The sequence below is a fragment of the uncultured Roseobacter sp. genome (assembly GCF_947488185.1).
Classification (GTDB): domain Bacteria; phylum Pseudomonadota; class Alphaproteobacteria; order Rhodobacterales; family Rhodobacteraceae; genus Roseobacter.
This window is the reverse complement of the sequence record NZ_CANKYM010000003.1, coordinates 70,721-94,893: the sequence shown is the minus strand read 5'-3', so window position 1 is coordinate 94,893 and position 24,173 is coordinate 70,721. Positions and strand designations below refer to the sequence as shown.

At 58.4% G+C, this 24,173-nt stretch carries 21 protein-coding genes; 10 read left to right on the top strand and 11 right to left on the bottom strand.

Annotated elements, in window-relative coordinates; translation table 11 throughout:
- The first annotated feature begins 432 nt into the window (after positions 1-432).
- Positions 433-768, top strand: coding sequence for a RidA family protein (locus tag Q1A52_RS11600; RefSeq protein WP_300015204.1), 336 nt, complete (start codon positions 433-435; stop codon positions 766-768).
- 111 nt (positions 769-879) lie between these two features.
- On the opposite strand, the gene Q1A52_RS11595 is transcribed toward Q1A52_RS11600, so the two are convergent.
- Positions 880-1,830: a LysR family transcriptional regulator gene (locus tag Q1A52_RS11595; RefSeq protein WP_300015201.1), complete on the bottom strand. Its 951-nt coding sequence runs from the start codon at positions 1,828-1,830 to the stop codon at positions 880-882.
- A gap of 83 nt (positions 1,831-1,913) precedes the next feature.
- Here Q1A52_RS11595 and Q1A52_RS11590 point away from each other — a divergent pair, with 83 nt between their 5' ends.
- Positions 1,914-2,828: a PhzF family phenazine biosynthesis protein gene (locus Q1A52_RS11590; RefSeq protein ID WP_300015196.1), complete on the top strand. Its 915-nt coding sequence runs from the start codon at positions 1,914-1,916 to the stop codon at positions 2,826-2,828.
- Between the two features lie 117 nt (positions 2,829-2,945).
- Here the strand turns inward: Q1A52_RS11590 and Q1A52_RS11585 are convergent, their stop codons facing one another.
- From Q1A52_RS11585 to Q1A52_RS11575, 3 genes are all read right to left on the bottom strand, one after another.
- A complete protein-coding gene (locus Q1A52_RS11585; RefSeq protein WP_300015193.1) occupies positions 2,946-3,722 on the bottom strand; it encodes an ATP-binding cassette domain-containing protein in 777 nt (258 codons plus the stop codon).
- Positions 3,722-4,747: an ABC transporter permease gene (locus Q1A52_RS11580; RefSeq protein ID WP_300017277.1), complete on the bottom strand. Its 1,026-nt coding sequence runs from the start codon at positions 4,745-4,747 to the stop codon at positions 3,722-3,724. The genes Q1A52_RS11585 and Q1A52_RS11580 overlap by 1 nt, the downstream gene beginning before the upstream one ends.
- 92 nt (positions 4,748-4,839) lie before the next feature.
- Positions 4,840-5,859 carry a sugar ABC transporter substrate-binding protein gene (locus tag Q1A52_RS11575; RefSeq protein WP_299868202.1) on the bottom strand — a complete coding sequence of 340 codons (1,020 nt, stop codon included), beginning with the start codon at positions 5,857-5,859 and terminating at the stop codon, positions 4,840-4,842.
- 150 nt (positions 5,860-6,009) lie between these two features.
- Between Q1A52_RS11575 and Q1A52_RS11570 the strand changes: the two genes are divergently transcribed.
- The 4 genes from Q1A52_RS11570 (at position 6,010) to Q1A52_RS11555 (ending at position 10,846) form a co-directional block, all read left to right on the top strand.
- Positions 6,010-7,200: an ROK family transcriptional regulator gene (locus Q1A52_RS11570; protein ID WP_300015189.1), complete on the top strand. Its 1,191-nt coding sequence runs from the start codon at positions 6,010-6,012 to the stop codon at positions 7,198-7,200.
- A gap of 472 nt (positions 7,201-7,672) precedes the next feature.
- Complete coding sequence (locus Q1A52_RS11565) at positions 7,673-8,245, top strand: aspartyl/asparaginyl beta-hydroxylase domain-containing protein (protein WP_300015186.1); 573 nt, start codon at positions 7,673-7,675, stop codon at positions 8,243-8,245.
- A 118-nt stretch (positions 8,246-8,363) separates the two neighbouring features.
- A complete protein-coding gene (locus Q1A52_RS11560) occupies positions 8,364-9,200 on the top strand; it encodes an alpha/beta hydrolase (RefSeq protein WP_300015183.1) in 837 nt (278 codons plus the stop codon).
- Complete coding sequence (locus tag Q1A52_RS11555; protein WP_300015180.1) at positions 9,197-10,846, top strand: ABC transporter ATP-binding protein; 1,650 nt, start codon at positions 9,197-9,199, stop codon at positions 10,844-10,846. Before Q1A52_RS11560 ends, Q1A52_RS11555 begins: the two co-directional genes overlap by 4 nt.
- Positions 10,847-11,043: 197 nt before the next feature.
- Here the strand turns inward: Q1A52_RS11555 and Q1A52_RS11550 are convergent, their stop codons facing one another.
- The 5 genes from Q1A52_RS11550 to Q1A52_RS11530 form a co-directional block, all read right to left on the bottom strand.
- Positions 11,044-11,715 (bottom strand): response regulator transcription factor, encoded by a 672-nt coding sequence (locus Q1A52_RS11550; RefSeq protein WP_299831201.1) that lies wholly within the window; start codon positions 11,713-11,715, stop codon positions 11,044-11,046.
- Positions 11,716-11,836: 121 nt separating this feature from the next.
- Positions 11,837-13,402 (bottom strand): sensor histidine kinase, encoded by a 1,566-nt coding sequence (locus tag Q1A52_RS11545; protein WP_300015177.1) that lies wholly within the window; start codon positions 13,400-13,402, stop codon positions 11,837-11,839.
- 178 nt (positions 13,403-13,580) lie between these two features.
- Positions 13,581-14,684, bottom strand: a complete 1,104-nt coding sequence (locus tag Q1A52_RS11540) for a hypothetical protein (protein WP_300015174.1) — start codon at positions 14,682-14,684, stop codon at positions 13,581-13,583.
- A 193-nt stretch (positions 14,685-14,877) separates the two neighbouring features.
- Positions 14,878-15,648 (bottom strand): hypothetical protein, encoded by a 771-nt coding sequence (locus tag Q1A52_RS11535; protein WP_300015171.1) that lies wholly within the window; start codon positions 15,646-15,648, stop codon positions 14,878-14,880.
- A 1-nt stretch (position 15,649) separates the two neighbouring features.
- Positions 15,650-16,183 carry an RNA polymerase sigma factor gene (locus tag Q1A52_RS11530; RefSeq protein ID WP_299783633.1) on the bottom strand — a complete coding sequence of 178 codons (534 nt, stop codon included), beginning with the start codon at positions 16,181-16,183 and terminating at the stop codon, positions 15,650-15,652.
- 140 nt (positions 16,184-16,323) lie between these two features.
- Here Q1A52_RS11530 and Q1A52_RS11525 point away from each other — a divergent pair, with 140 nt between their 5' ends.
- The 4 genes from Q1A52_RS11525 to Q1A52_RS11510 all read left to right on the top strand — a co-directional run bounded on the left by Q1A52_RS11525 (position 16,324) and on the right by Q1A52_RS11510 (position 21,169).
- Positions 16,324-17,760 carry a S8 family serine peptidase gene (locus Q1A52_RS11525; protein ID WP_300015168.1) on the top strand — a complete coding sequence of 479 codons (1,437 nt, stop codon included), beginning with the start codon at positions 16,324-16,326 and terminating at the stop codon, positions 17,758-17,760.
- Positions 17,761-18,172: 412 nt separating this feature from the next.
- Entirely contained in the window at positions 18,173-18,601 is a 429-nt protein-coding gene (locus Q1A52_RS11520; RefSeq protein WP_300015165.1) for an anion permease, read from the top strand.
- 90 nt (positions 18,602-18,691) lie between these two features.
- Positions 18,692-19,864 carry an SLC13 family permease gene (locus Q1A52_RS11515; RefSeq protein ID WP_300015162.1) on the top strand — a complete coding sequence of 391 codons (1,173 nt, stop codon included), beginning with the start codon at positions 18,692-18,694 and terminating at the stop codon, positions 19,862-19,864.
- 102 nt (positions 19,865-19,966) lie between these two features.
- Positions 19,967-21,169: a glycerate kinase gene (locus Q1A52_RS11510; RefSeq protein WP_300015159.1), complete on the top strand. Its 1,203-nt coding sequence runs from the start codon at positions 19,967-19,969 to the stop codon at positions 21,167-21,169.
- A gap of 179 nt (positions 21,170-21,348) precedes the next feature.
- Here Q1A52_RS11510 and Q1A52_RS11505 read toward each other — a convergent pair whose 3' ends face one another.
- Together Q1A52_RS11505 and Q1A52_RS11500 are read right to left on the bottom strand one after the other, a co-directional pair.
- Positions 21,349-21,768, bottom strand: coding sequence for a response regulator (locus Q1A52_RS11505; protein WP_300015156.1), 420 nt, complete (start codon positions 21,766-21,768; stop codon positions 21,349-21,351).
- Positions 21,769-21,867: 99 nt separating this feature from the next.
- Positions 21,868-24,171: a PAS domain-containing hybrid sensor histidine kinase/response regulator gene (locus tag Q1A52_RS11500; protein ID WP_300015153.1), complete on the bottom strand. Its 2,304-nt coding sequence runs from the start codon at positions 24,169-24,171 to the stop codon at positions 21,868-21,870.
- Positions 24,172-24,173 lie beyond the last annotated feature (2 nt).

Sequence of the window (24,173 nt, the reverse complement as noted above, 5' to 3'; positions counted from 1 at the left end):
TGGATTTTTGCGGGACTGGTAATGGCTGATGATCCTTAAATGCGGACAGGTGTGTTGTCTTCGGGTTGCCTGGACGGGTAGCGATAATTTGTCGTCATCCAAGTGCGACCTAAAATCAACCGTTCTCGCTGAATTTCAATGCATGTTCAGCCGCCGGACGCCAATCGAAAACCCATGTGCGGCACAAAGAGGCCTTGTCGCCACTCAACGTCGGCGCAATCAAACAGCGCCATACATCAGATTAGACGCCGCAGTTTCTGCGCGACATAAACACAGCCGATACCTGCATTGCGCCTTTTATTGGTAGAGCTACATGTCGACAGCGTAACACCCAGCAGAACAGTCAATGTCCAAGGCTTGGAGTTTCAGATGCTTAAGCGCCTTTCGCCAAACACTCTCCGTGCAGTTCCTGAACAGTACCAAGGCATATATGTGCATGGCACCGAAATCACGGAACCACGTAGGTTCGTCTTCCTATCCGGCCAGATCGGTGTAGCGCCGGACGGCACGACCCATGCGAGTTTCAAAGATCAGTGCAACCAAGCGATTGACAACGTCGAGGCGCTCTTGGTTGACGCGGAGATGACGACTGCCGATATTCTGCGTGTCACCTACTTCGTGACTGACGCTGACAACCTTGCAAGCCTTTCCGAGGTGCGTCAGACCAGATGGAACGAGGGAAATGCACCTGCCGTGACAACTTTGGTTGTGGCCGCGCTGGCCGCTCCCGATTTGTTGGTAGAAATCGAAGTCACGGCTGCGAAGTAATCTGTTTCAGATTGACCCGTTATCTTCCAGAGATATGCAGTTTTAGACCGCAAATCCATAGGTGTAGTCGTGCTGCAGCTACGTAAGACAGTCGCTCTGCAGGCATTTGGGTCAAAGACTGTTCCCGGAGTATCTCTCCGAACGGTGCTTGCTGAACAGCTGCTTGCTCAGGCGCACTTCAGCAGCCAGCCAGCTAGATAGCTTTGCAAATGCATCGGTCTGCGCAAAATCACATGTGGTAACCAACCAGTATTTGGACGCAACTGATTTGGGTGGCCCGGAGTTGACGAGCAAACCAGCCTCCAGATCACTTTCGAAGAGCAAGCTGCGTGCAAGCGCATGTCCCATACCACCTATGGCCGCCTGTATCGCAACATCCGTACGCTCGAATGTCACAGAGGTATCAAAGGGACCTTCTCCATATCTTTCAGCCCCAAGATACTGCTCCCACGAGTTGTCGGGATCGTCCATCTCGGCGCGCGTATCCCGCAACAGCACCGCGCGGCGCTCACCGCTCATCAAGGATGATGCCAAACTGCCGCTGGATACGGGGATGGCAAAGCAACTTGACAGCACCGTCGCGAACAAACCGGGGTATGGACCCGGGCCGAAGCGGATCGCAGCATTTGACGCGCTACTCGGGCCAAACTCCGTTAGCTCGTCATCTACGTTGAGCGTCAGTTTCAAACCGCTCGCCTGAGCGCGCGTCATGGCGGGCACGACCCATTTCATTGCAAGAGATGAAGAGAGGGACAGAGTTGCTCCATCGCGCTGCTGAATGCGAAGGACGGCGTCCAAGGCGTGTTCCAGCGCATCCGTTGCGCTTTCACTGGCCGCGCAAATTGGCCCACCTTGGAGCGTCGGCGTCACGTTTCGCGTGGTACGTGTGAAGAGAGCGAACCCCAGGTCCTCCTCGAGAGCGTTGATTTTATGACTGATGGCGGACTGATGGACGCCCAGCTCATGCGCCGCCTGCGTAAAGCTCATTGTCCGAGACACGGCCGCAACGGTTGGCGCCGCCGCTGCAAGTTTCCGAATAGATTTCTGACTAATTCTTTTCATGAAAAAAGCTCATTAATATATGATCCATTTTCACGCAAACTCCTTTTATAGATGGGCATAACTATCCACCTGAGGAAGGTACCATGAACATAACAGATGAGAAGACAAAAGTGACTGCCCACATCGTCAATGGCTTCGTCAAAAACGGAACGGGTGGAAATCCCGCTGGCGTAGTCTTCGATGCAGATCATCTAACCGATGAAGACATGTTGCAAATTGCGGCAAAGATTGGCCTGTCAGAAACGGCATTCGTGTCCCGCTCTGATAAAGCCGGGTTTAGGTTGGACTTCTTCACACCGAACCGCCGTATTGCGCATTGCGGTCACGCGACAATCGCCGCCTTTGCGCATATGGCCGAGACCGGTGCCGTTGCTGAAGGCGAAACGTCAAAGATGACGGTTGACGGTCCACGCAAGATCACCATCAAGGGCGAGCAAGCCTTTATGGAGCAGATCGCTCCGTCGTATGAAACACCCGCACAATGGTCCGACAAGGGTGTCTCGCTCCAGGATGTGTTGAACTCCCTGGGGCTCGACGAGGCCGACATGATGGATGGCGTTGACCCCCAGTTGGTCAATACCGGGAACAGTTTCGTGGTTGTTCCGGTCAAGAATGAAGACGTGCTCGCCGGGATTACACCAGACCTAGACGCAATCAGCGCGATCAGCGACAAACTCGATCTCATCGGCTACTATGTATTTACGACGTCGCCTTCTTCTTCCTCGAGCCACGCGACGACGCGGATGTTTGCCCCGCGATATGCAATCCCGGAAGAAGCTGCTACGGGTATGGCCGCTGGCCCGCTTGGATGTTTTCTCTACGATGTCATGGGCATCAAAGAGACCCATATGACCATCGATCAGGGTGATTTCATGACCCCGGCTTCACCAAGCACAATCATTGTCGATCTGACGCTTGATACAACCGGAGCGATCACAAGCCTGACTGCGGGTGGGTACGGGCGCTCAATGCGACAAATGGAGATTGAGCTCGAATGACAGGCTCGCCGCACCGGGGTCGTAGGGCCCCGGGAGCGTCAGCCAAACGCGGGACACGCAGCCGGGCACCCCTAGCGCTTCTGTCAGATGCGCGTGAGCGAAAACTATCTATGGCGATTATGCGCCGACGGCTTCCGCAGGCGCATCTTTTGCCCCCGTCATGAAAGCAACGGCGTCGGACATCGTGTAGTCCTTGGGGTTGATGACACACAGCCGCTTTCCCAACCGGTGCACGTGAATTCGGTCAGCGACTTCAAAGACATGCGGCATGTTATGGCTGATCAGAATGATCGGAATGCCACGGGACTTCACATCCTGAATGAGTTCCAATACCTTGCGGGATTCCTTGACGCCCAGCGCCGCCGTGGGCTCATCCAGAATAATTACCTTGGACCCAAAGGCCGCTGCCCGCGCGACCGCCACACCCTGACGTTGCCCACCGGACAGAGTTTCGACCGCCTGATTGATGTTTTGAATGGTCATGAGCCCCAGTTCAGTGAGCTTTTCCCGCGCCAGGCGTTCCATCTTGGGGCGATCCAGCTTGCGAAACCACTTGCCCATGATGCCCGGGCGGCGGATTTCGCGGCCCATGAACATGTTGTCTGCAATCGAGAGCGCGGGCGACATCGCGAGCGTTTGGTAAACGGTCTCGATCCCTGCTTCGCGCGCCTGAATGGGCGACCGGAAACTGATTTGCTGACCTTCCAGAAAAACCTGTCCCTCGTCCGGGATGACCGCACCGGATACCGCCTTGATCAGGGAAGACTTACCCGCACCGTTGTCGCCAATCACAGCCAGAATTTCACCGGGCATCAGATCAAAATCGCAGTGGTCCAGTGCCGTCACCTTGCCGTAACGCTTTACCAGACCACGTCCTTTGAGAATGGGTTCCATTACGCGGCCACCTTTCTGATCCATTGGTCCACGGCAACCGCCGCGATGATGAGCACGCCAATCAACAGATAGGTCCACTGTGCGTCCGCCCCCATCAGGCGTAAGCCAAGGGTAAAGACGCCCACGATCAATGCACCGAAGAAGGTGCCCAGAATGGAACCGCGCCCCCCGAAGAGCGAAATGCCCCCGATCACCACCGCCGTGATGCTTTCAATGTTCAGCAATTGTCCTGATGTGGGCGAAACTGATCCGATCCGCCCAATCAGGGCCCAACCGGCGAAACCACAGATCAGCCCGGCCACAGCGTATACGGAGATGAGCGTGCCCTTGACGTTCACGCCAGACAGCTCAGCAGCTTCGGGATCATCCCCAACGGCATAGACATGGCGCCCCCAGGCCGTGTGGCGCAGCACATAGGCCAGCAGGACGACCAGCACCACCAGGAAGAGCACACCGACCGTAAAGACCGCCCCCCCCACTTTGAACTTGGCGCCCAGCAGCTGCAGCAAGGCGGCGTTGGACGCGATTTCCTGACTGCGGATCGTCTCATTTGCGGAATAAAGGAAGTTTGCGGCCAGCACGATTTGCCACATGCCCAGGGTGACGATGAAAGGCGGCAGTTTCATCACCGCCACCAGCCAGCCGTTCACATATCCAATGGCGGTCCCCGCGATCAGGCCGCAGGCGACGGCCACTTCGACCGGCAGGCCATAACGAAAGGTGAACTGCCCCATGATGACGGATGAGATGACAGCAATTGCGCCCACACTCAGATCAATACCTGCCGTCAGGATAACCAGCGACTGCGCCGCCGCGACGATGCCAACGATCTGCACCTGCTGCAAAATCAGCGTCAGGGCAAAGGGCGAGAAGAATTTGGATCCCAAGAGCAGACCGAAGACAACAACCGATGCCACCAGAACGATCAGCGGCACCAGAGCCGGATTGATATGCAGCCAGTGTTGCAGTGTCCCGATAAGGCCGCGGTGCGGATCGTCGAACTTGGCGACCCCGTCGTCTGTCATCTCTGCGCGTGACATTTCTTCCCTCTCCCTTGGTAAAAAGGGGCGCGCCAAGCCGCCCCTCTTCTTAGTCTAGACATCTAAGGCACTCGGCGTCAGCCCCAGCAGAGGTTTGTGCCTTCGGTTGTGTCGATGCTTTCCACGCCCTCGACAGGCTCGTCCGTGACCAGGGCAACGCCCGTGTCAAAGAAGTCCTTGCCCGGTGTCAGAGCAGGCTTGGTGCCATCCTTCGCCCAGGCCGCGATGGCTTCAACGCCCTTGGACGCCATCAGCAGCGGGTACTGCTGGGATGTCGCGCCGATCACACCGTCCTTGATGTTGGCCACGCCAGGGCAGCCGCCATCGACGGAAACGATCAGCACGTCGTTTTCACGACCGATGGATTTGAGCGCCTCATAGGCCCCTGCCGCGGCAGGCTCGTTGATGGTGTAGACGACATTGATTTCCGGGTCCTTCGCCAAAAGGTTTTCCATCGCCTTGCGACCGCCCTCCTCATTCCCCGCCGTGACATCATTGCCCACAATCCGGGGGTCAGTCTCGTCCCCCCATTTGTTCGGGTCGCCTATGTCAATGCCGAAACCCTGCAGGAATCCCTGATCCCGCAGCACGCCAACGGTTGGCTGCGATACGGCAAGATCAAGCATCCCGATCTTTGCATTTGCGGCCTCATCGCCAAGCTTGGCGGCGGCCCATTTGCCGATCAACTCGCCCGCCAAAAAGTTGTCCGTGGCAAACGTCGCATCTGCGGCATCAATCGGAGAGAGGGGCGTGTCGAGCGCAATGACAACCAGACCGGCATCCCGCGCCTGCTGCACAGAGGAAACGATGGAGGAGGTGTCGGACGCCGTCAGCAAGATGCCTTTTGCGCCGTCGGCAATACATGTCTCGATCGCAGCGACCTGCGTTTCGTGGTCACCATCGACTTTACCGGCAAAGGATTTGAGCGTCATGCCCAACTCTGCCGCCTTGGCTTCGGCACCTTCCTTCATCTTGACAAAGAATGGGTTGGTGTCTGTCTTTGTGATCAGGCACGCGGTCACGGCATGACCATCTGCAAATGCCGCACCGGACAGTGCGGTCATGGCGACAGCAGTTGTTGCGAGTAGTTTTTTCATGATGTCCTCCCAGACGATAGATCCAATTAAGCGGAACCAATTTTTAACAAAACCGATTCTCAGAACAGGGTCAATAAATAAATAAACTTGATTTATTAATCGCCCGCGACGTATCCTTGACGTGTAACTTTGCGTTTAAGGCCTGTATCTATGGATGGGTCCAAGATCAGAACTCTCAGTGGTGGCGTGAACCAGAGCGGGTTGCGAAACCACAATGAACGTCTGCTTCTGTCGATGCTGCAGCGCAACGGCCCCCTGCCCGGGAGCGATCTCGCGCGGCTTGCCGGTCTGTCCCCGCAAACCGTTTCTGTCATCCTGCGCAAGCTTGAAAAAGATGGCCTGCTCCAGCGCGGCAAGCCGGTACGTGGTAAGGTCGGAAAGCCCTCGGTCCCGATGAGATTGGCGCCCGATGGCGTGTTTTCGATCGGGGTCACGATCGGACGACGCAATGCCAAGATCATCCTGATGGATTTCACCGGCGTCGTGCGCGCCGAACGGGCCATCGGATTCCAATATCCCTTGCCGCATGAAATCTTCGCGTTCTTGCGGGATGGATGCGCAGACCTGGTCGGCGTTTTACCGGCGAAGCTACAGGACAGGATTTGCGGCATTGGGATTGCAGCCCCTTTCGAGCTGTGGAACTGGCACGAGATGGTGGGCGCCAGCGCAGAAGAGTTCGCGCTGTGGCAGGATGTCAGCTTTCGCGAGGAAGTTGCCGAGTTCTCGGATCTACCGGTTCACATCGTCAATGATGCCACTGCCGCCTGCCGGGCGGAACATGTCTACGGACGGGGGAAAGAGTTCCGCGACTACGCCTATTTTTTCGTCGCGGCCTTCGTCGGCGGCGGTGTTGTGCTCGATCATTCGGTGTTCGAAGGACATCAGGGCAACGCGGGCGCGCTGGGGTCTTTGCGCAGCGTCGGCCCGAATGGGGAAAGCCGCCAACTGATCGACATCGCCTCGATCCATCTGCTGGAGGCGCGGCTGGCAGAAGTGGGGCTGGACCCCAGCGCCCTGTGGACCAGCGGCGACTGGAGCCCCTACGAACGCTATGTCGAACCCTGGATCAGGCAGACCGCGCAGGAGCTTGCCAAGGCTGCACTCTCGACCTGCGCCGTGATCGATTTCGAAGCCATTCTCATTGACGGCGGCCTGCCCGCGGACGTCAAGCGCACACTGGTAGAACGGACCCGGCGCTACATTTCAAATCAGGACACGCGCGGTCTCATCCCCCCGCAGATCGAAGCGGGCGAGATCGGGCACAAGGCGCGCGAAATCGGCGCGGCATGCGGGCCGATCTGGTCGCAATTCCTGCTGAAATCAAATGCCGGGCTGACCTGACCCGCCTCCAGATCCGCCCTGACTTTTCCCAGAGCGTTTTCGTCACACCATCGGACCCGAGATCGTTGCAATCGCACCCGCGCGGTATTTGAGGAAAACCTGGCGTCGTCCACCCCACCCCTTCTCGACGGCTTTCCGACCAAGCCCATGTAGAATGAACCACGGGCATTTGGACACCCTGTGGCGCCCTCCGTGCCCGCGGGAATCGTAGCAATCGATTCGCGCAAGCGGCCACGCCGGAAGGCCCAAAAACCGCAATCAACACCCGAAACACGCCTGTCCTGAAAGTCAGATGAAAATTCGATGAACCCGCAGTTAAGCGTTCATAAATTTATTATTAAAATCAATATCTTGGTTGAAAGCACAGATCAAGCCTCTCATCCTCGACACATACCCGCCGGACAGCCTTCGGGTCAACACGCGGGTGCGAACGTGAACCTGACCAGACAATCGACCCCAGAGAGGACATGAAATGCAATACTTCAAACGGCTCAAATCCGAGATTGATCCGACCCCGTTTCTTGACGAGATCAACAGCGTCGCAAATGCCTGGGACGCGTCCACCGGCAGACAGGACAAGATCGCCGTCCAGCGCGAGGCCAAGGCTATCCCGCTACGCGGTCTGCGCAAATCTGCCATCGGTGATCGCAAACGGCGCGATGTACATGAGAGCAGATGGACCACCGGATCACAGAACTACCCACTGGCACGCGCGTTTCTGGAGGACTTCGCACAAGAACAGGACAGCATCCTCGGTCGCGGAAAAATCGTCTGCCTGCCTGCAGGGAAACGTGTCTATCCACATATCGACCGCGGGCAGTATTACCGCGTCCGCAACCGCTACCATTTCGTGCTGAAATCAACGCTTGGGTCCTGGATGAAGGCCGGCGACGAAGAAGTGCGCATGCAGCAGGGCGAGCTCTGGTGGTTCGATAACGATCAGATGCACGAAGCCAACAACGACGGGGATCAGGACCGTATCCACATAATCTTTGACATGTTGCCCCGTCACCTCGCCGAGGAAGTTCTGGGCGCGGCCGCCTGAACCATCAGAAAACGGGAGCGTTACCATGTGCATCGATTTGAACACTCTTACCCCCAAAACCCCGCCTCACCGATTGGTTTTTCGGTCCGGGAAAGGCGCGGACGAATTGGATTGCTGGATGGCGCTCCCCCGCAAAATCGCGCCGGATGTCCCTCCGCTCATCGCGGTGCATGGCATCCGGCGCGGTGCCAGGCTTCAGGCCGCTCTCTTTGCAGAGCGGGCGGCGGCCGTGGGTCAAGCGGTGATTGCCCCGATTTTCGACAAAATCAGCTGGCTTGGGTATCAGCAGGCGTTCCTCTGTGGACGCGCCGACCTGGCCGTGTTGGACCTGATGCTTGCACTGAGACACGAGGGCACCGTAACGGCGGAGCAACTCGATCTTTTCGGCTTTTCAGGCGGCGCGCAATTCGCGCACCGGTTTGCCATGTTGCATCCCGACCGCGTCTCGCATCTCAGCATCGCCTCGCCGGGATGGTACACCTTCCCGGATAACGCCACCTATCCCTACGGCCTCTGGCCACGCCCCAATCATGCCGACGCATGGAGCTACCGCATGATTGCAAATCTGGACAGGTTTCTTGCCTTGCCCATGCAAGTGAGTGTGGGGGAAAACGACTGCCTGCGGGACAAGAACACGCGCAGCGGTGCCGCAATCGACGCGCAACAGGGTTTGACCCGTCTCGACCGCGCCCGCAAATGGACGGAGGCGATCCGCACCGTTGCCGCGGAGATGAAGATCGCGCCCAAGATCACGCTGCATGTGTTGGAGGGATGCGGACATGACTTCGAGACCTGCGTGACCAAAGGCGGGCTCGACTGCATCGTGATCCCTGATGCCCCAGCACAACTTCAGCCCGCGGCCCTTTGCCGGGGCACATGTAGCGCACGGCAACAGATGGCCTGCCAAGCCAGGCGCGCAGCCACGCCCCTTCACCAGATGGAGGCCACGCGATGAGCACCCTGCCAAAGGTCATGGGCGAAAGACGCGGGCACAGTATCCTGCTGCTCACCTGTCTGGCCCTGGGTCAGGCCACGGCGACGGGCATTGCCGCCTTTGCCACGCGGGATGTCTTTGCGGCATTCCGCGACACTTCCGCGTCACTGCCTCTTTTGGCGCTGGCCTGCGTCGCCCTCAGCGGTCTTGCAATCGGGTTCTTCAGATTTCGCGAGCGACTGACCGCTGAGAAAGTCGGCCAGCACTATGCGGCTTCTCTACGCATCAAACTCTTCAAGCACATGGCGCGGGTGTCCGCACGCGATGTTGCAGCCCGCCGGAATGGGTCACTGGCGCTGAGGTTCGTAGGCGATCTGACGGCTGTGCGGGCCTGGATCAGCATGGGGTTGGCCAGGCTGATCTCGGCCCTGATTGTCCTGCCTGTCGCGGCCGGGGTTCTCTTTTACATGAATGTCGAGATTGGATTGGCGGCCACGGTGCCAATTGCCGTGGGATTGCTGTTTTCCAGTGTTCTGGGACCGAGGCTTGGTCCCGCGCACAAGCGGTTGCGCGCCCGACGGGCGAGATTGGCAGCAGATATGAGCGAGCGCATTCCGCATGCCCCTGAATTGCGGCTTTTAGGACGTATCCAGACTGAAACCCGGCGGCTCAAAGTGAAGACGGAAAAACTGGTCGACGCTGCCCTTGAACGGGCGAAGGGGGCCGCTTTGCTGCGCGCGATACCTGACATCGTCTCCGGCATCGCGGCTGCGAGTGTATTTAGCGTGGCATTGCATCGTGGGTTGCCTGCCGCAGAAGCGGCCGGTTGCCTGGCCGCTGTTGGCTTGATGATCCAGCCTATGCGAGACCTCGCAGGCGTTTGGGACCGGCATCGTGCATGGCAAAACGCCCGCGAGAAATGTCTCAATCTGCTGAATGTGCCAAAGCTTGAGATTGACAGGTCCACGGATGTTACCGTGCCAGATGCGCCGCCTGCTCTGATGTTTTCCGATGTCTCTGCAGGCGCACTCTCAGCGATCAGTGCAACGGCATTGCCGGGGCAACGGATCGGGATTGTTGGCGCAAACGGTGCTGGCAAATCCACGCTACTCAGCCTCGCCGCAGGGCTTGAACATCCAACGTCCGGCACCGTGATGTTTGGAGACATCTCACCTGCGGCATTGACCACCCGGGAACGCCGCCAGATGATTGCCCTGATTGGCACAAGATCCCCGATCCTGAAGGGATCACTGCGGCGCGCGCTGACCATGGGTGTTCAGGGGCGCCCGGCGGACGCGGATATTGTGCGCCAGGCCAAGACCTTCGGACTTGGCAAAGTTATCTCCCGCCTAGGTGGGCTGGATGGCACGGTGTCGGAAGGCGGTCGCAATCTATCTGCCGGCGAAATCCGCAGGGTGCTTCTGACCCGTGCAGCGCTGTCCAACCCACGCCTGATGCTGTTGGATGAACCTGACGATGCCTTGGATCAAGAAGGCCCGGAACTGGTGCGTACCCTTGTGCACGGATGCGAGGCGACAACGATTCTGATTACACATAACATGCAAATTGCGAAAATGATGGACGTCCTTTGGGTCATTGAAGACGGGTGCATCGTGCAAACGGGCACGCCAGACGAAATATTGATAAACCTCGCGATCAATGGCTGATGTCCGGCGGCGGCATGCCGTGAAGCGTACCCCCCGTCTTCACGGCACGCCCATTTTCTATTCGGATGAATTGGGAAGCCACAGCAGACAGCATCCCGTGACAAACCCCGAAGAGAATGGCGCGTAACCTGGCAAGGGCCAGCATGAGTTTTGTGCCTGAACAGCACTGTGCACAGGCTTGGCATCCCGACACGGGCCTACCCGAACCGATAACCGGCCCCGCGCACCGTTGCGATGAGTTGACCGTACGGGCCGAGCTTCTTACGCAACCGACCGATGTAGACATCAACGACGTTGGTCATCGGGTCCTCATGTGTGCCCCAGACGGAATTCAGAATGCGTTCTCGGCTGAGAGCCTTGTTCTTGCTGGCCATAAGAATGGCGATCAGTTCCCGTTCCTTGGCGGACAGATCAACCACCACACCGTCTACCGTCAGCACCATGGCGGCGCTGTCATAGACCAACCCCTGATGCTGCAGCTTGCCCTCGTCGCCATTGCTGGCGTATCCGGTCGCACGGCGGTGCAACGCGGACACCCGCGCAATCAGTTCATCGAAATCGAACGGTTTGGGCAGGTAATCATCGGCCCCCAGGCGCAAGCCCGAGACACGTTCATCGGTGCTGTCCAATGCCGTCAGCATCATCACAGGCGTTTTGTTCAACCGGGCGCGCAGTTTTTGACAGACCTGCTGACCACTGATGCCGGGTAGCATGAGATCGAGGATGATGACATCGAATTTCCGGTCCCGGATGATGTCCAAACCAGTCTCGCCGTCACCTGCATGCTCGACAACCCATCCTTCGGCCTTCAAACCACGACGGATAAAGTCTGCCACCCGCAATTCGTCTTCGATCAACAGGATATTCATAGCCAATGCGCCTTCTTGCTGTCTTTCGGGCGCGTTGCTCTCGCCCTGTGAAAGACAAACGGCTAGGGCTATCACTTTATTCCCGATTAACTTCTCGAACCAAACGCGCGCCGCAAAACTGTCAGGATTGCGATACAACCCGCAAGGGCGTGGAGACTGGCAGTTCCATAATGCTCGAGAGTCCGCCGCCATCCCGGTCCTGCAAAAGCGCGTTTCCGCCATGCGCACGGGCTATGGAACGCACCACCGGCAGGCCAAGACCTGCCCCGTCTTCATATTGGTTTGCGGCGTTCGATCCGCGGAAGAAGCGCTCGAAGGCCTTCTCTTTCTCGTCATCTGGAAGGCCTGGGCCGTCATCTTCCACACAGACGCGGTAACCGGTTGCCGTCCGCACCAATCGGACGATAATCCCGGGTCCGCCGTAACGGCGGGCGTTCTGGATCATGGCCGCAACGCATTGCCGAACGCGCGACACATCCACCGACACCTCCGCCGTCTCGAGATCAGTGACAACCGGTACATCCGGACCAAAAACGCCGACCGCGTCAGACAACAACTGCTTGAGATCAACCCGTTCCAGCTTGAGGCGAGTTTGCCCGGCCTCTTCGCGCGAAATGAACAGCAGGTCATTTACCAGCAGGTTCGTATGCCTGGCCGTCTCGCGCGTGCGCCGCAGCGCCTCGCGATATTCTTCGACCGTCTTGTCCGCGCCGCGCAGTGCCACATCGCTTTCCCCCTGAATGATGGTCAGCGGGGTGCGTAGCTCATGGCTGACGTCGGCGAGCATCTGGCGGCGCGCGTCTTCGGCGACCCGCGATTTTGTAAGCAGGCTTTCCAGTTCTGCCGTTCTGCTACGCACGGCTTCTTCCAACTCGGTGTTTTGCGAGGTCAAGGATTTCGTGCGGGCTTCGACCATGGCGGCCATCGTGTCCATCACGCCCCCGATCGCAGAAATCTCGCTACGTCCTTTCAATGCGATACGCTGCCCGAATTTACCTTCGGCCAATGCGCTGACACCCTCCATGAGATGGCTCATGGGGCGCAGGATCTGCCGCGTGTAGATCCACAAGGCCCCGGCAGAGACGCTCAACGCCAGTACCACAAGAAAAAATGCCACCGAATTGGCCGTTTGCAGGTGCTTGTCTGCCGCTGCGCGGGTCGCCTCGACCTCTTCCAATTCTTCGTCAAGGGCGGCGTTGATCATTGAATGAAAATCACGGTCGATCTCGTCGTCCAACATGACCGACAGACCGGTCCAATTACGTTCAAACCGGTCAAATGCAGTGTCTGTGCGAACAATTTCGAAACGTGTGATCAGGCCTTCGATCTTACGCTCGATCTGGGAAAGCAACTCAAGCTCTTCGACCTCTTCATTTCCAACCAGTTCGATCTCCTGTCCGATCAGGTATCGAATCGAGCGGATATTTTCCCGGATCAACCGGATCAACTCGGCCTCTCCCCTGCCCTCGTCACGATCTCCGATCAGCATGGCATCGCCATATTGCTTGAACAGTTGATAGGTATTGCCGCTCAACTGCAGATGAACCTCATAGGATTCATGCGCCAGATTGATCCGTTCGTTGTAAAATGCGGCCCGCTGCGCCGTCCAATACGCGAGCGCAGATCCGCTCAGCGCCACAATCAGCATGATTGCCGCAAGGATACGCAGCAGATTGGCAATACTCATACTCTTCTCCTCAGCGCTCCAGGCAAAGCGACGAATAGCTTTTGCGTTATGTGCGCCGACCCTTTCCCCGATGCTACTAACACCTCATGAAAGACGGCAGGCTCTGTCGCGGCCATGCTATCCGCAACAAGGGCCGCATGAAACATGCGGCCCTTTCTTTTCAGTATGGCAGTCTTGGTCATGCGGCAGTCATCTCTTCGATGACCATCGGTGTTCCCGCCCGCTGGGCGGTTGAGACGCGCAAAACGATCTCGGCGACAGCCATCACCTTCGACGGTGTGCACAAATCGGTGCGGGAAAGAGCGGGGATGCCAGTTGCTTTTTCGGCCTCCATCGTTGCGAGAGGCGACTGCGTGAGCTTGCCTGACATCGCGAAAGGCCGCAAACCGTAGTCAGCCAATACCCGGGCTCCACCAACCGCACCCAACGCATCAGGTGTCGCAAAGAGGATACCATCCATACGGTCACAAATGGACGATCCGGCCAGAATTTCCCGGGTTTCCTGTTGGAAAACACCATCTGCGATTTCCACAACCACGATATCCGCGCCATTTGCCGCTGCTGTGCCGACCAAAGTGTCAAACCCCTGCTCGACCCGGTCCATGGGCATCCGGTAGGTTGTGGGCATGCCTGCATCCGTAAAATCCATGGCACTGACACCAGCATCTTCGAACGCGTTGAAATCGCTGAACGCCCCAGTCCCTGTTGCTTTGACCCCGACCACGCTGAAACCAGCTTGCGAGAGGCCATGTGCCAAGCTGACTGCGGCAGTCGTTTTACCGGCATTCATTGAGGCACCGAAAACCCCGATGACAGTCACATGGTCAGGGATAGTTGCTGCTGGCAATCCGTAACGCGCGATGTTGATCACCTCGCCTGTGCGGTCTGTTAACAAACCAATCGGACGGAGCTTGGTGGGTGCGATCATCCGGTCATGTGCATGTTCCATGCTACCAACCACGCCGCCCCCGGCAAGCAAGTCGGCGCCTGCAGCCGTAACACGTGCGGCACCTTCGAATTGATCCGGCGCATAGCGGTCGCCGATACACAGAACGACCTTGTCGCCAACGTAACTGGTGGACGCGCGGCCGCTGGCCAGCTGAATTTTCTGATGCTGATTGACTTGTGTAATTTCACACAGCGCCAAGTCTCCAGCGACACCCAACTCGACGGCAGGATCCAGCCCGGTCACATCGTCATGATTGACACGGCGGGTTGTGAAAGCCCATTTCGCGGTCAGGTGCAGCATTGTCAGGTCGAAATCGAAGTTGTGAACGGTCATGTCAGTTATCCTCTTGGGTTAGTGTGTCTGAGGATCAATTTAGGCAGAGTGATTGTCTGTATCCTGTCGTCGGGATGAATGGTTCGACAACAGACAATGAACAGGAAATGAACACTTAATATGTTGTTTTAAAAAAGTAAAATCCACCCATTAGGGTGGACTTACCTCATCGCCAGCTTGAAAGGTGGCGGGTTCAGCGCAGCGCCTCCAGTGCCGCTGCCTCAGCTTCCAAATCAAGGGGAGGACCGGCATCGTTGGCCGTAAGATATGCATCCAAGGTATCCAGCGACGACGCCGGCGCATATCCGGTATCGGTCGCTGCAGCAGCCGCAACGGCCATCTGCACATCCCACGCGCCATCTCTCTGGCACGCGACGGATACGATTGTCATCCCATCTGCGCGGTCGAACTCAAATTCCCGACACAGCGTCTGCGCCCCATCAAAGAACGTCGCAATCGGCGCAATCCGCGCGCCATTCTCCAACTGCGTATCTTCCCCCGAAGGCAGCGTGTCCAAAGCGGCGATAACCTGACGATCCGTCAGCGCAGCAATCTCGATACTGCCAAAACTGCTGCCGCTATCCTGAGACAGCATCAATCCCGCGCCAAGACCCACCGCTAGTGCCAGACCCGCCGCCAGCGGCAGTTTCCAAACGGGCGTTGCCGCCTCTGGCCGTGCGCTTTGCGGGAAGGCGACAACTATATCACCGGCGGCTTCGTGCGTACCCTCATCAGCAGCCGCGAGATCGCGGACACGTTGTACAAGGTATTCCGGGACAGGTTCCTGCAGCACGGGCTCCCAGGCGTCCTTCGCGACCATCTTGGTATCGACGAACAGCGCAAGGCGATCTGCCAGATCAACGCTCTCGGCCAGCGCGAGATCCAGCGCCGAGGCCCGCTCTTCCACCAATTCGCCGTCAGCGTAGGCCATCAATTCCTCATCTGTAAATTCAGGCTTTTGCATCTCAGCTGTCTCCTTGACTGCCAGAAGAACGCGCGGTGTCGGTGTTTATTCCCAACTTTTTTGCAACCGCCAGCCGCGCACGGGCAAGACGGCTCATAACAGTGCCAACCGGCGTGTCCAGAACCTCTGCAGCCTCTTTGTAACTCATCTCTTCCACACAGATCAGCATCATGACATCGCGTTGGGCTTCGGGCAGCGTTTCAATCGCGGCCTTGGCCGATTTCAACATCAACGCGGTTTCTGTTACCTTGGTGCCGTCCACCGTGCTGGCATCGGGCGCATCCTCTATGTCAATCTGCGTGCCCCGTGTCTTGGTGCGGCGCGTCATGTCGATCCAGGCATTGCGCAGAATCCGAAACAGCCATGCCTCAAGGCGGGTGTCCGGGTCGAACTGGTGACGCGCGGCAAAGGCGCGTTCAACTGTGATCTGGACAAGATCATCCGCCGTGTCCGGTGATCTGCACAGCGAGATCGCAAAGCGCCTGAGGTTGGGGAGAAATGCGATGATGTCATCTGCAAAGGTATCTGACACCATTGTTATTTTCTCTCTCGTTAAAGAATGGAATATTCCGCTGGGTGTGCCGTTACCTTTATTGCAATCTGGAAGCGCGGCGCAATAACTTGCGGTCTTTGGCTGTCCAATCGTGCAAATTGCGGCTCACAAGGAGGCCCCGAATGTCAAAGTCACTATTTCGGTTCGCATTGACCCTTCTGCTTGTGACGGCCCTGCCGATTGTCTCACCGTATGGCCCCTATTATTCAATCGCCCTCGCCGATGACGATAGTGATGGTGACAACGGGGACAGCGACAATGGTGGCGATAGCGATGATGACGACGATGATGATGACGACAGGGACCGGGGAAGCGGTTCAGAACAGGGAAGCGACAGATCGCCGCGACAGGCCAACCCGGGCGGCAATCTGCTCGACCGGATTTTTGGCCGCACCCCTCAGCCCCGCGCAGCCCAGAGACCGGTGCCGCAACCCCTGCCGGACCGCGCCACTGACGAGATCGTTGTTCTTGATCTGGCGCAGAGCGATCTCGATGCGTTGATCGCGCTTGGATACCAGGTGCTGCAGGTCGCGGAGATCGGCACCCTGGACAGCACCATCCGACGGTTGCGCGTGCCGTCAGGCACATCGCTGGATGCGGCGCTGGAGGAGATACGCCAACTGCCAACGGGTCAGGCGGCGGACTTCAATCATTTCTACCGGATGAGCGAGGGCATCACGCCGCAATGCGAAGGTCTGCACTGTCCCACCTTCGACCTGATCAGTTGGAAACCACCCACGTCGTCTCTGGCCTCCTGCAGTCAGGCGGTCGTGCCCATCGGTCTGATCGACACCGACATCAACCCGGACCACGAGGCCTTTGTCGGCAGCCAGTTGTCTGTGCTGGACTTTGACACCGGCCAGAAAGCGGGATCGGGTGCGCAACATGGCACCGCCGTAGCCGCCATCCTTGTTGCCTCCCGCCAGGGACGTGCGCATGGGCTACTGCCCGAAGCAAAGCTGATTGCCATCGATGCCTTCTATTCAGCGGGGCGCGATGAACGCAGCGACGTCTTCAATCTCGCGCAGGCCATGGACAAACTGGCGGCAGCGGAGGTCAGGATCATCAACATGAGCCTCGCGGGTCCGCACAACGCGCTGCTGGAGCAGATGGTGGCGCGGCTGAGTGATGCGCAGATCCTGATCGTGTCAGCAGCAGGCAATGACGGCCCGCGCGCCGCGCCGGTTTTTCCCGGCGCCTATGATCCCGTCCTGACCGTCACAGCCGTGGATGCCTCGGGGCGGGTGTATCGGCGCGCCGGGCGTGGACCCCACGTCGATCTTGCGGCCCCCGGCGTCGAGGTTTGGACGGCAGCCTCGATCAGGGGGGTTCGCACGAAAACGGGCACCTCCTTTGCCGCCCCTTTTGCCACGGCCGCGGCCGCGATCCTGATGTCAGAGCAACCCGACATGGCGGTGGCGGAGGTGAAATCATTCCTGCGCGACACTGCATTGGATCTTGGAGATGAAGGGCCGGATGAGGTTTTTGGCGCAGGACTTGTCCAGTTCGCGCCGATTTGCGCAAGCCCGCCGGGCGTGCAACCGCTCCTGTTGGAATAAGGGGCCTTTCACCGCACCTCCATCATCGTTTCAAGAAGCAGACGTATGGCACCGCGAAGGTGCTGCGTAGATAGTCCAACTTGGCCATTCTGCAGACGATGGCAGCGAGACTGCATTGACCCTCCGTCAAGGTTGGCGGCATATCCGCTTTCTTCGCTCAGTGAACGGAGCGGTTATGGCCGGATACCCGGCGGTGCACTTTTTCGGGCAAACCCCGCAGGTTTCTGGAACGGGCTTTGTCTCATGCTCCTTTTGCAAGCGGACATGTCCCTCGATGACAACCCCGACGGCTACAAGAGCTGCCTCATCACGTCGGCGACCAGACGCCCATGTTACGATTTTATGACATCCACTGGAATAAGCGCTGCGCCGCGACGTTCCCTTCTCAAACACGCAAACGGAAGGACGCCCGATGACCAGCCTCTCACTGTTGCCACCCCTCTTTCGCAACTGGCCTCTGCAACAGACCGAGATGGTGGCCCTCCCGCTGGCACTCGTTGCCGTTGCGCTGTTCTGGACCCTCCCTGAAACGCTCAGCCCCGGCGGACGCAGCGCGCTGACAATCACCGCCTTCGCCGTGATCGGCTGGACCATGACCCGCCTTCCGGATTCGCTAGTGGCCATTGCCGCGGCCCTTGCACTCGTGCTGACCGGGACGCTGCCCGAAGACCGTCTCTTCGCCTCGCTGGGCCGCGACCTCGTGTGGTTGCTGGTGGCCGCCTTTGTCATCGCGTCCGTTCTGAAATCCAGCGGGCTGATGGAGCTTCTGGTGGCGCGTGCCCTTCTCCCCTTTCGCAGCTTTGTCTCCGTCGCCTATGTACTGACCCTGCTGATCGCCTGAACCGCGTTTTTCATCCCATCGACCTCAGGGCGCGCGGCATTGCTGTTGCCGGTCTTTCTTGCCCTTGCAGCACAACTGCCCGACCCCAGATTGATCCGGCCCCTGGCACTCCTGTTTCCCACGGTGATCCTGATTTCGGCAGGTGGCTCCTTGCTGGGTGCCGGCGCGCATCTGATTGCCGTCGACGCCATTTCGCAATCCGGCGGCGCCACCATCGGGTATCTGGAATGGATAACCTTGGGTCTTCCGGCGTCCCTGCTCTCCTGCCTTCTGGCAACGGCTTTGATCCTTTGGCTTTTTGTCCCGCCAGATCTGCAGAGTGCCCCGCTTGTGTTGCAACGGTCCACCGGCAGGCTGACCGCGCATCAAAAGCGGCTGGTCGCCGTCCTTGTCATGCTTCTGGGCCTGTGGACCACAGCGGGGCTGCACAATGTCTCCATCGTGCTGATCGCCCTGGCAGGTGCGCTTGTCCTGCTCAGCAGGCCCTTCACGGACAGGAAGACCAAAGAAATTTTTCGCGACGTCGATATGGAGCTCATCCTTTATCTGACCGCCACCATCGTCATCGCAGACGCCATCATCGTGACCGGCGCGGATCGCTGGCTGGCCGATGGCATGCTGTCAGTGCTGCCGGAAACGCTCGCGAGAAACCGCGCGGTTGCCATTGGCTTCATGACACTGACGGCGGTGCTGTCCCATCTGGTGATCACCTCCCGCAGTGCGCGCGCCGCCGTTCTGATACCCGCAGTCGCCTTGCCGATTGCCGCCTTCGGTCATGATCCGACGCTCATCGTGATGGTCGCCGTTCTCGGAACCGGGTTCTGCCAAACGATGATGGCCAGCGCAAAACCGGTGGCGATCTATGGCGGTTTGGAGCAGCCGACCTTTGACCAAGGAGATCTGTTCCGGCTTGCCGTGCCCCTGATGCCTGCTGTTGCCATGCCACTTGTTCTCGTTGCCGTGACCCTCTGGCCCTGGCAGCTCGATCTGAACACGCCCGCGAAAGATCACATGGCGGCGATTGTGCCTCTCCACCCGGCGACGGCCTCCACATCCTATGCAACCTCCGACCTTGTGCCCTCCTCCAGTTCACGCCCCGTTTTACGTCCGGACAGAGTGCTGGCAACAACCGCCCCGCCACCGAAGCCGCAGCGATCTGCGCCGTCACGACGCGTCACCCGGCTAAAGGTCGAGCTGACAATAGCGGCGCGCGAGGTGCGGCAGTCCGTCCGCATTCTGGGACAAAAGCTGGGCCTGCGCTGACTGCGCGGCGTTCTGCCCAAGACGCGCAAAAAAGGGACCTACAGGGAAAAATCCTTCTGCCCCACCGTTCTCCTTTCATGAACAAATTCAAGGAGATAAGATATGTCTTTCACTATTCTCGTCGCCCCGTCGGGGTTCAAGGAATCCCTGTCCGTCAATGATGTCACCCGCGCGATCAGCGCTGGCGTTCGCAGCGCCCTGCCAGCAGCACGCGTGCTGGAAGCCCCGATGGTCGATGGCGGCGAAGGCTTTACCAAAGCCCTCGTCAACGCCACCAAGGGAACACTGCACAAAGCCATCGTGACCGGCCCGGTCGGCTGCCCCGTCACCGCCTTCTTTGGCATCATGGGAGGCGACGGCCCCCGCACCGCGGTCCTGGAAATGGCCGCTGCCGCCGGTCTGAGCCTTGTCCCGAAGGACAGACGCGATCCGGGCCGCACCACCAGTTACGGCGTTGGCGAATTGATTTTGCGCGCACTGGACCACGGTGCGGACAGAATCCTGATCGGCTGTGGAGACAGCGGCATCAATGACGGCGGCGCTGGCATGGCACAGGCCCTTGGTGCCCGTCTGCTGGATGTCGATGGACAGGACATCGGGTTTGGTGGCTACGAACTGACACGGATTGCCGAGATCGACGAAAGTGGGATCGACCCGCGACTGGCCGATGTGTCAATTGATGTCGCCGTGAACTGGCACAATGCCTTGCTCGGGCCCAAAGGCGTTGCCCGCGTTTTCGGACCGCAGAAAGGGGCAACACCGGATCAGGTCGACGCCCTTGAAACCGGACTTGAGCGATACGCCGATCTGATCCATCAAACCACCGGGCTGGACCTGGGCCAATCGAATGGGTCAGGTGCTTCGGGCGGCCTTGGCACCGGGCTGGTCGCTTTTGCCGGTGCCACGCTGCATCCACGCTTTGACATCGTGATGCAATATCTTCGGTTTGACGACATGCTGGACAAGGCGGATCTGGTGATCACCGCCGAGGGCTCTCTGGACGGGCAATCGCCCTATGGCAAGGTGCCCTGTGAGGTCGCCAGACGGGCGCGTGATCAGGGCATTCAGACCATCGCTCTGGCCGGAACTATCGGCAAGGGGGTGCATGAAACGCTGGACAACAGCATTGACGCCTTCGCCTCGATCATCAAACGCCCCTGTTCGCTGGATGAAGCCATCCACAAGGGCGAGAAACTGCTCCGCCGTGCGGCGGAAGACGCGATGCGCATGATGATCGTGGGCATTCGTCTGACGGACCGTCCTGTCGCCGTTCCAGCCCAAAAGCCTCTTCACGCGCTCGGATAGTGAGAGCATCGAGGGACAGTTTCACGAGAACTCCACCAGCGTCTGCATCAGGCGCTGGTGGGTGATTTTTTGACCGGCCCCATGGATCAGGCAATCGTATCTCCGAACAAGCCCTCTTGAAAATCATCTGTGACGGCAAACCAGTTTTCGGCGCCCAAAAAGCGGTCTGGTAAAGCAGGTCAGCCCGAACGTTTGGTCAACAGATTGATCGCCTGCAGCAGATCGTCAGTATCCATTGGTTTGCCGAAAGCCATATCCGCCCCGAGATCCCGTGATATTTTCAAAAGCTCCGACATGCCCTGATTGTGAATCGCACCCGAGATGGCGATGATCGGCATCTTTTTCATCCACGGCTCCAGATTCCAGCTCAGCGCGCCGCGCAACCGCGAGATCAAGGAAATGCCACCGTCCGGCACCGGGGCGTCATCTTTCAGAACAATGATGTCGGTGATCAGCAGATCGTACCGGTTTTTGGCAATCAGGTTGAAAGCCTCGGACGCGGACTGGGAGGTCGTGACAACATGCCCATTGGAGGAGAGCACCTCGTCCAGGACTGTGCTCAGATCAACATCATCTTCCATCAACAGAATACGGGCCATGCGCTACTCCACCAAATTTGTCGGTACTACTTGTTGCCCGGCGTTCGCGGACGCGGTTTTTGAAGCGGAGAGCGGCAGGCAGGCATCAGGCAGCATTCGTTATCCCAGTCTCTCGGACGGCTTACCCGCCAGCGTGTCGGCCAGTATTTCCGCCAGTTCACCGGGCGGGCACGGTTTCTGAACCATCGGTGCCACAACCTCGCCCATTTCGGAAGAGGTAAATCCGGTGTAGCCGGACATATAGACGACAGGCAGATCGGGACGCAGCTTTCTGACCCGCGTTGCCAGTTCAAACCCGCCAATACCGCCGGGCATGACGATATCCGTCAACAACAGATCCACCGCATCTCCCATCTCGATCAGCTCCAGCGCCTCGGCACCCGACCGTGCGGCGATGAATTCGAAACCGAGCTCACTGATCAGATCTTCCATCACCATCAGCAGGCTGACTTCGTCTTCGACGACAAGGATTTTTTCACCCTGCCCGCGTCGCGGCGGCAGACGGGTCATAGGCTCTTCTCTTTCATTCTCCAGTGTCCCTCGCGGTAGGATCAGTCTGATCGTTGTGCCAAATTCCAGTTCAGAATAGATGCGCAATTCGCCATCGGAATTCTGGATGAACCCATAAACCATCGACAGACCCAGACCGGTACCCGAATTCGTATCCTTTGTGGTAAAGAACGGATCAATCGCACGCCTTTTCACCTCATTCGTCATGCCGGGACCATCGTCTGTCACCGACAGTTCGACATAGCGATACGCGCGTTCATCCTTGCGTGCCACATCTGCGGCATGCTCCTCCCGCATGCCTTGGGTGATATAGGCATGCAGGTCCTCGCGCCGGAGCGCCAGATCGACATCCACCTCGTCAATCGCACGTGCCTTGACGATGATCTTGCTGCCCTTGCCGCTGCGCATGATGGCGTCCCGGCTGTTGAGCACCAGGTTCAACAGCGCATTGTCGAGTTGGCCATGGTCACAATAGACCAGCAGTTCCGGGTTCGGTGCCAGGAAGGAAATGTCGACCGTCTCTTCGATCGCAGGTCGCGCAAGCGCTTCGAATTCGGCAAAGGTCTCGGTGAGCGGGCGCGATTTTGCCAACCCCGGTTGCCGCTTGGCAAAGGCCAGCAGCCGGTTGGTGAGCGCGCGCCCCCGCTCGACCGCATTCAGCGCCGTCAACAGAACCCGGTCAGACCGTTCCGAAATATTGTCTGTCCGCGTCAATTGCATTGCGTAGAGGATGGTGGCGAGCAGATTGTTGAAATCATGCGCGATACCGCCGGTCAGCTGACCAAGGGCATCCAACCGCCCCTTGCGCTCGACCTGCTGCCGGTTCTTTTCCAGAAGGGAGACATCATCCAGGACAATCACACATCTCAGACTGTTCGTGCCATCGGCAACCAAAGCGCTGGACACACGGACGTAGCGGTTCTCTGGGCTGCCACTGCGGGTCATCAAATGCGTTTCACCAGTCAGGACCTGCCCGGCAAGCGCGCGATTGATCGGATCGGAAGACGCATCCAGCGGATGCATGTCCGCCACGTCCAGAAACTTGATCTCGTCAGGCCATGCAAAGGGCGTCACCTCCGACTTGCCACCAAGCATATGACGCGCCGCTGGATTGATGACATCCACCACCCCTTTCTCGTCAAGCCCGATGATGCCGTTTGCGGTTGTGTCCAGCACAATACGCAACTGTTCGGATGTTGCCCGCAGGTCGCTTTCGAAATCAAGGAACCGATCCCTTGTCTTGTTGATTTCGGTTGCAATCGCATCAAGGTCATCCCCGCTGTGGACATGTTTTCGGTCCAGGGTCAGCGGCACATCGACCGTGAACCATTCCGGCTTTGAAACATAGGCTGAGATGTGCCGTAAATGGCGACTGACCAGACGACGGAAGATCACCAGAATTGCAATCGCGGCAAAGCCGGTCTTGGCCATGTTTGACAGGAACACCACCAGCACCTGTGCGTAGATGTTGGACCAGATCCGTGCACGGCTCAGGCCCAGTTCCAGCGTTCCAACCGATGCAGTGCCGCGCACCGGATCGAGATATTCGAGATCGAAACGTTCGACATCCAGTTGCTCGTCAGGAGTGGACGGTAGACGTTCCCAGATCTGCCCATTGCTCCCGGAGAGCGTGAGCGAGGCGATGTCGCGATTGGCGTGGATACCATCCAGAATATCGTCGACCTGCTGCGTATCAAAGGACCACAACGCCGAACTCAGGCTTTGCCCGAAGCCCCGTTCGACCTGTACCACAGTGTCGCGAAGCGCATCTTCCTGCCTCTGAAAGGTGACGTAGAGTTGCACGGAGGTTGCCAGGACAGACAACAGCGCACTGCACAGCAAGACCCACAATAGCAGCGAGAATGCGAGCCGATTGTTCCATCTTTCGGGCATGT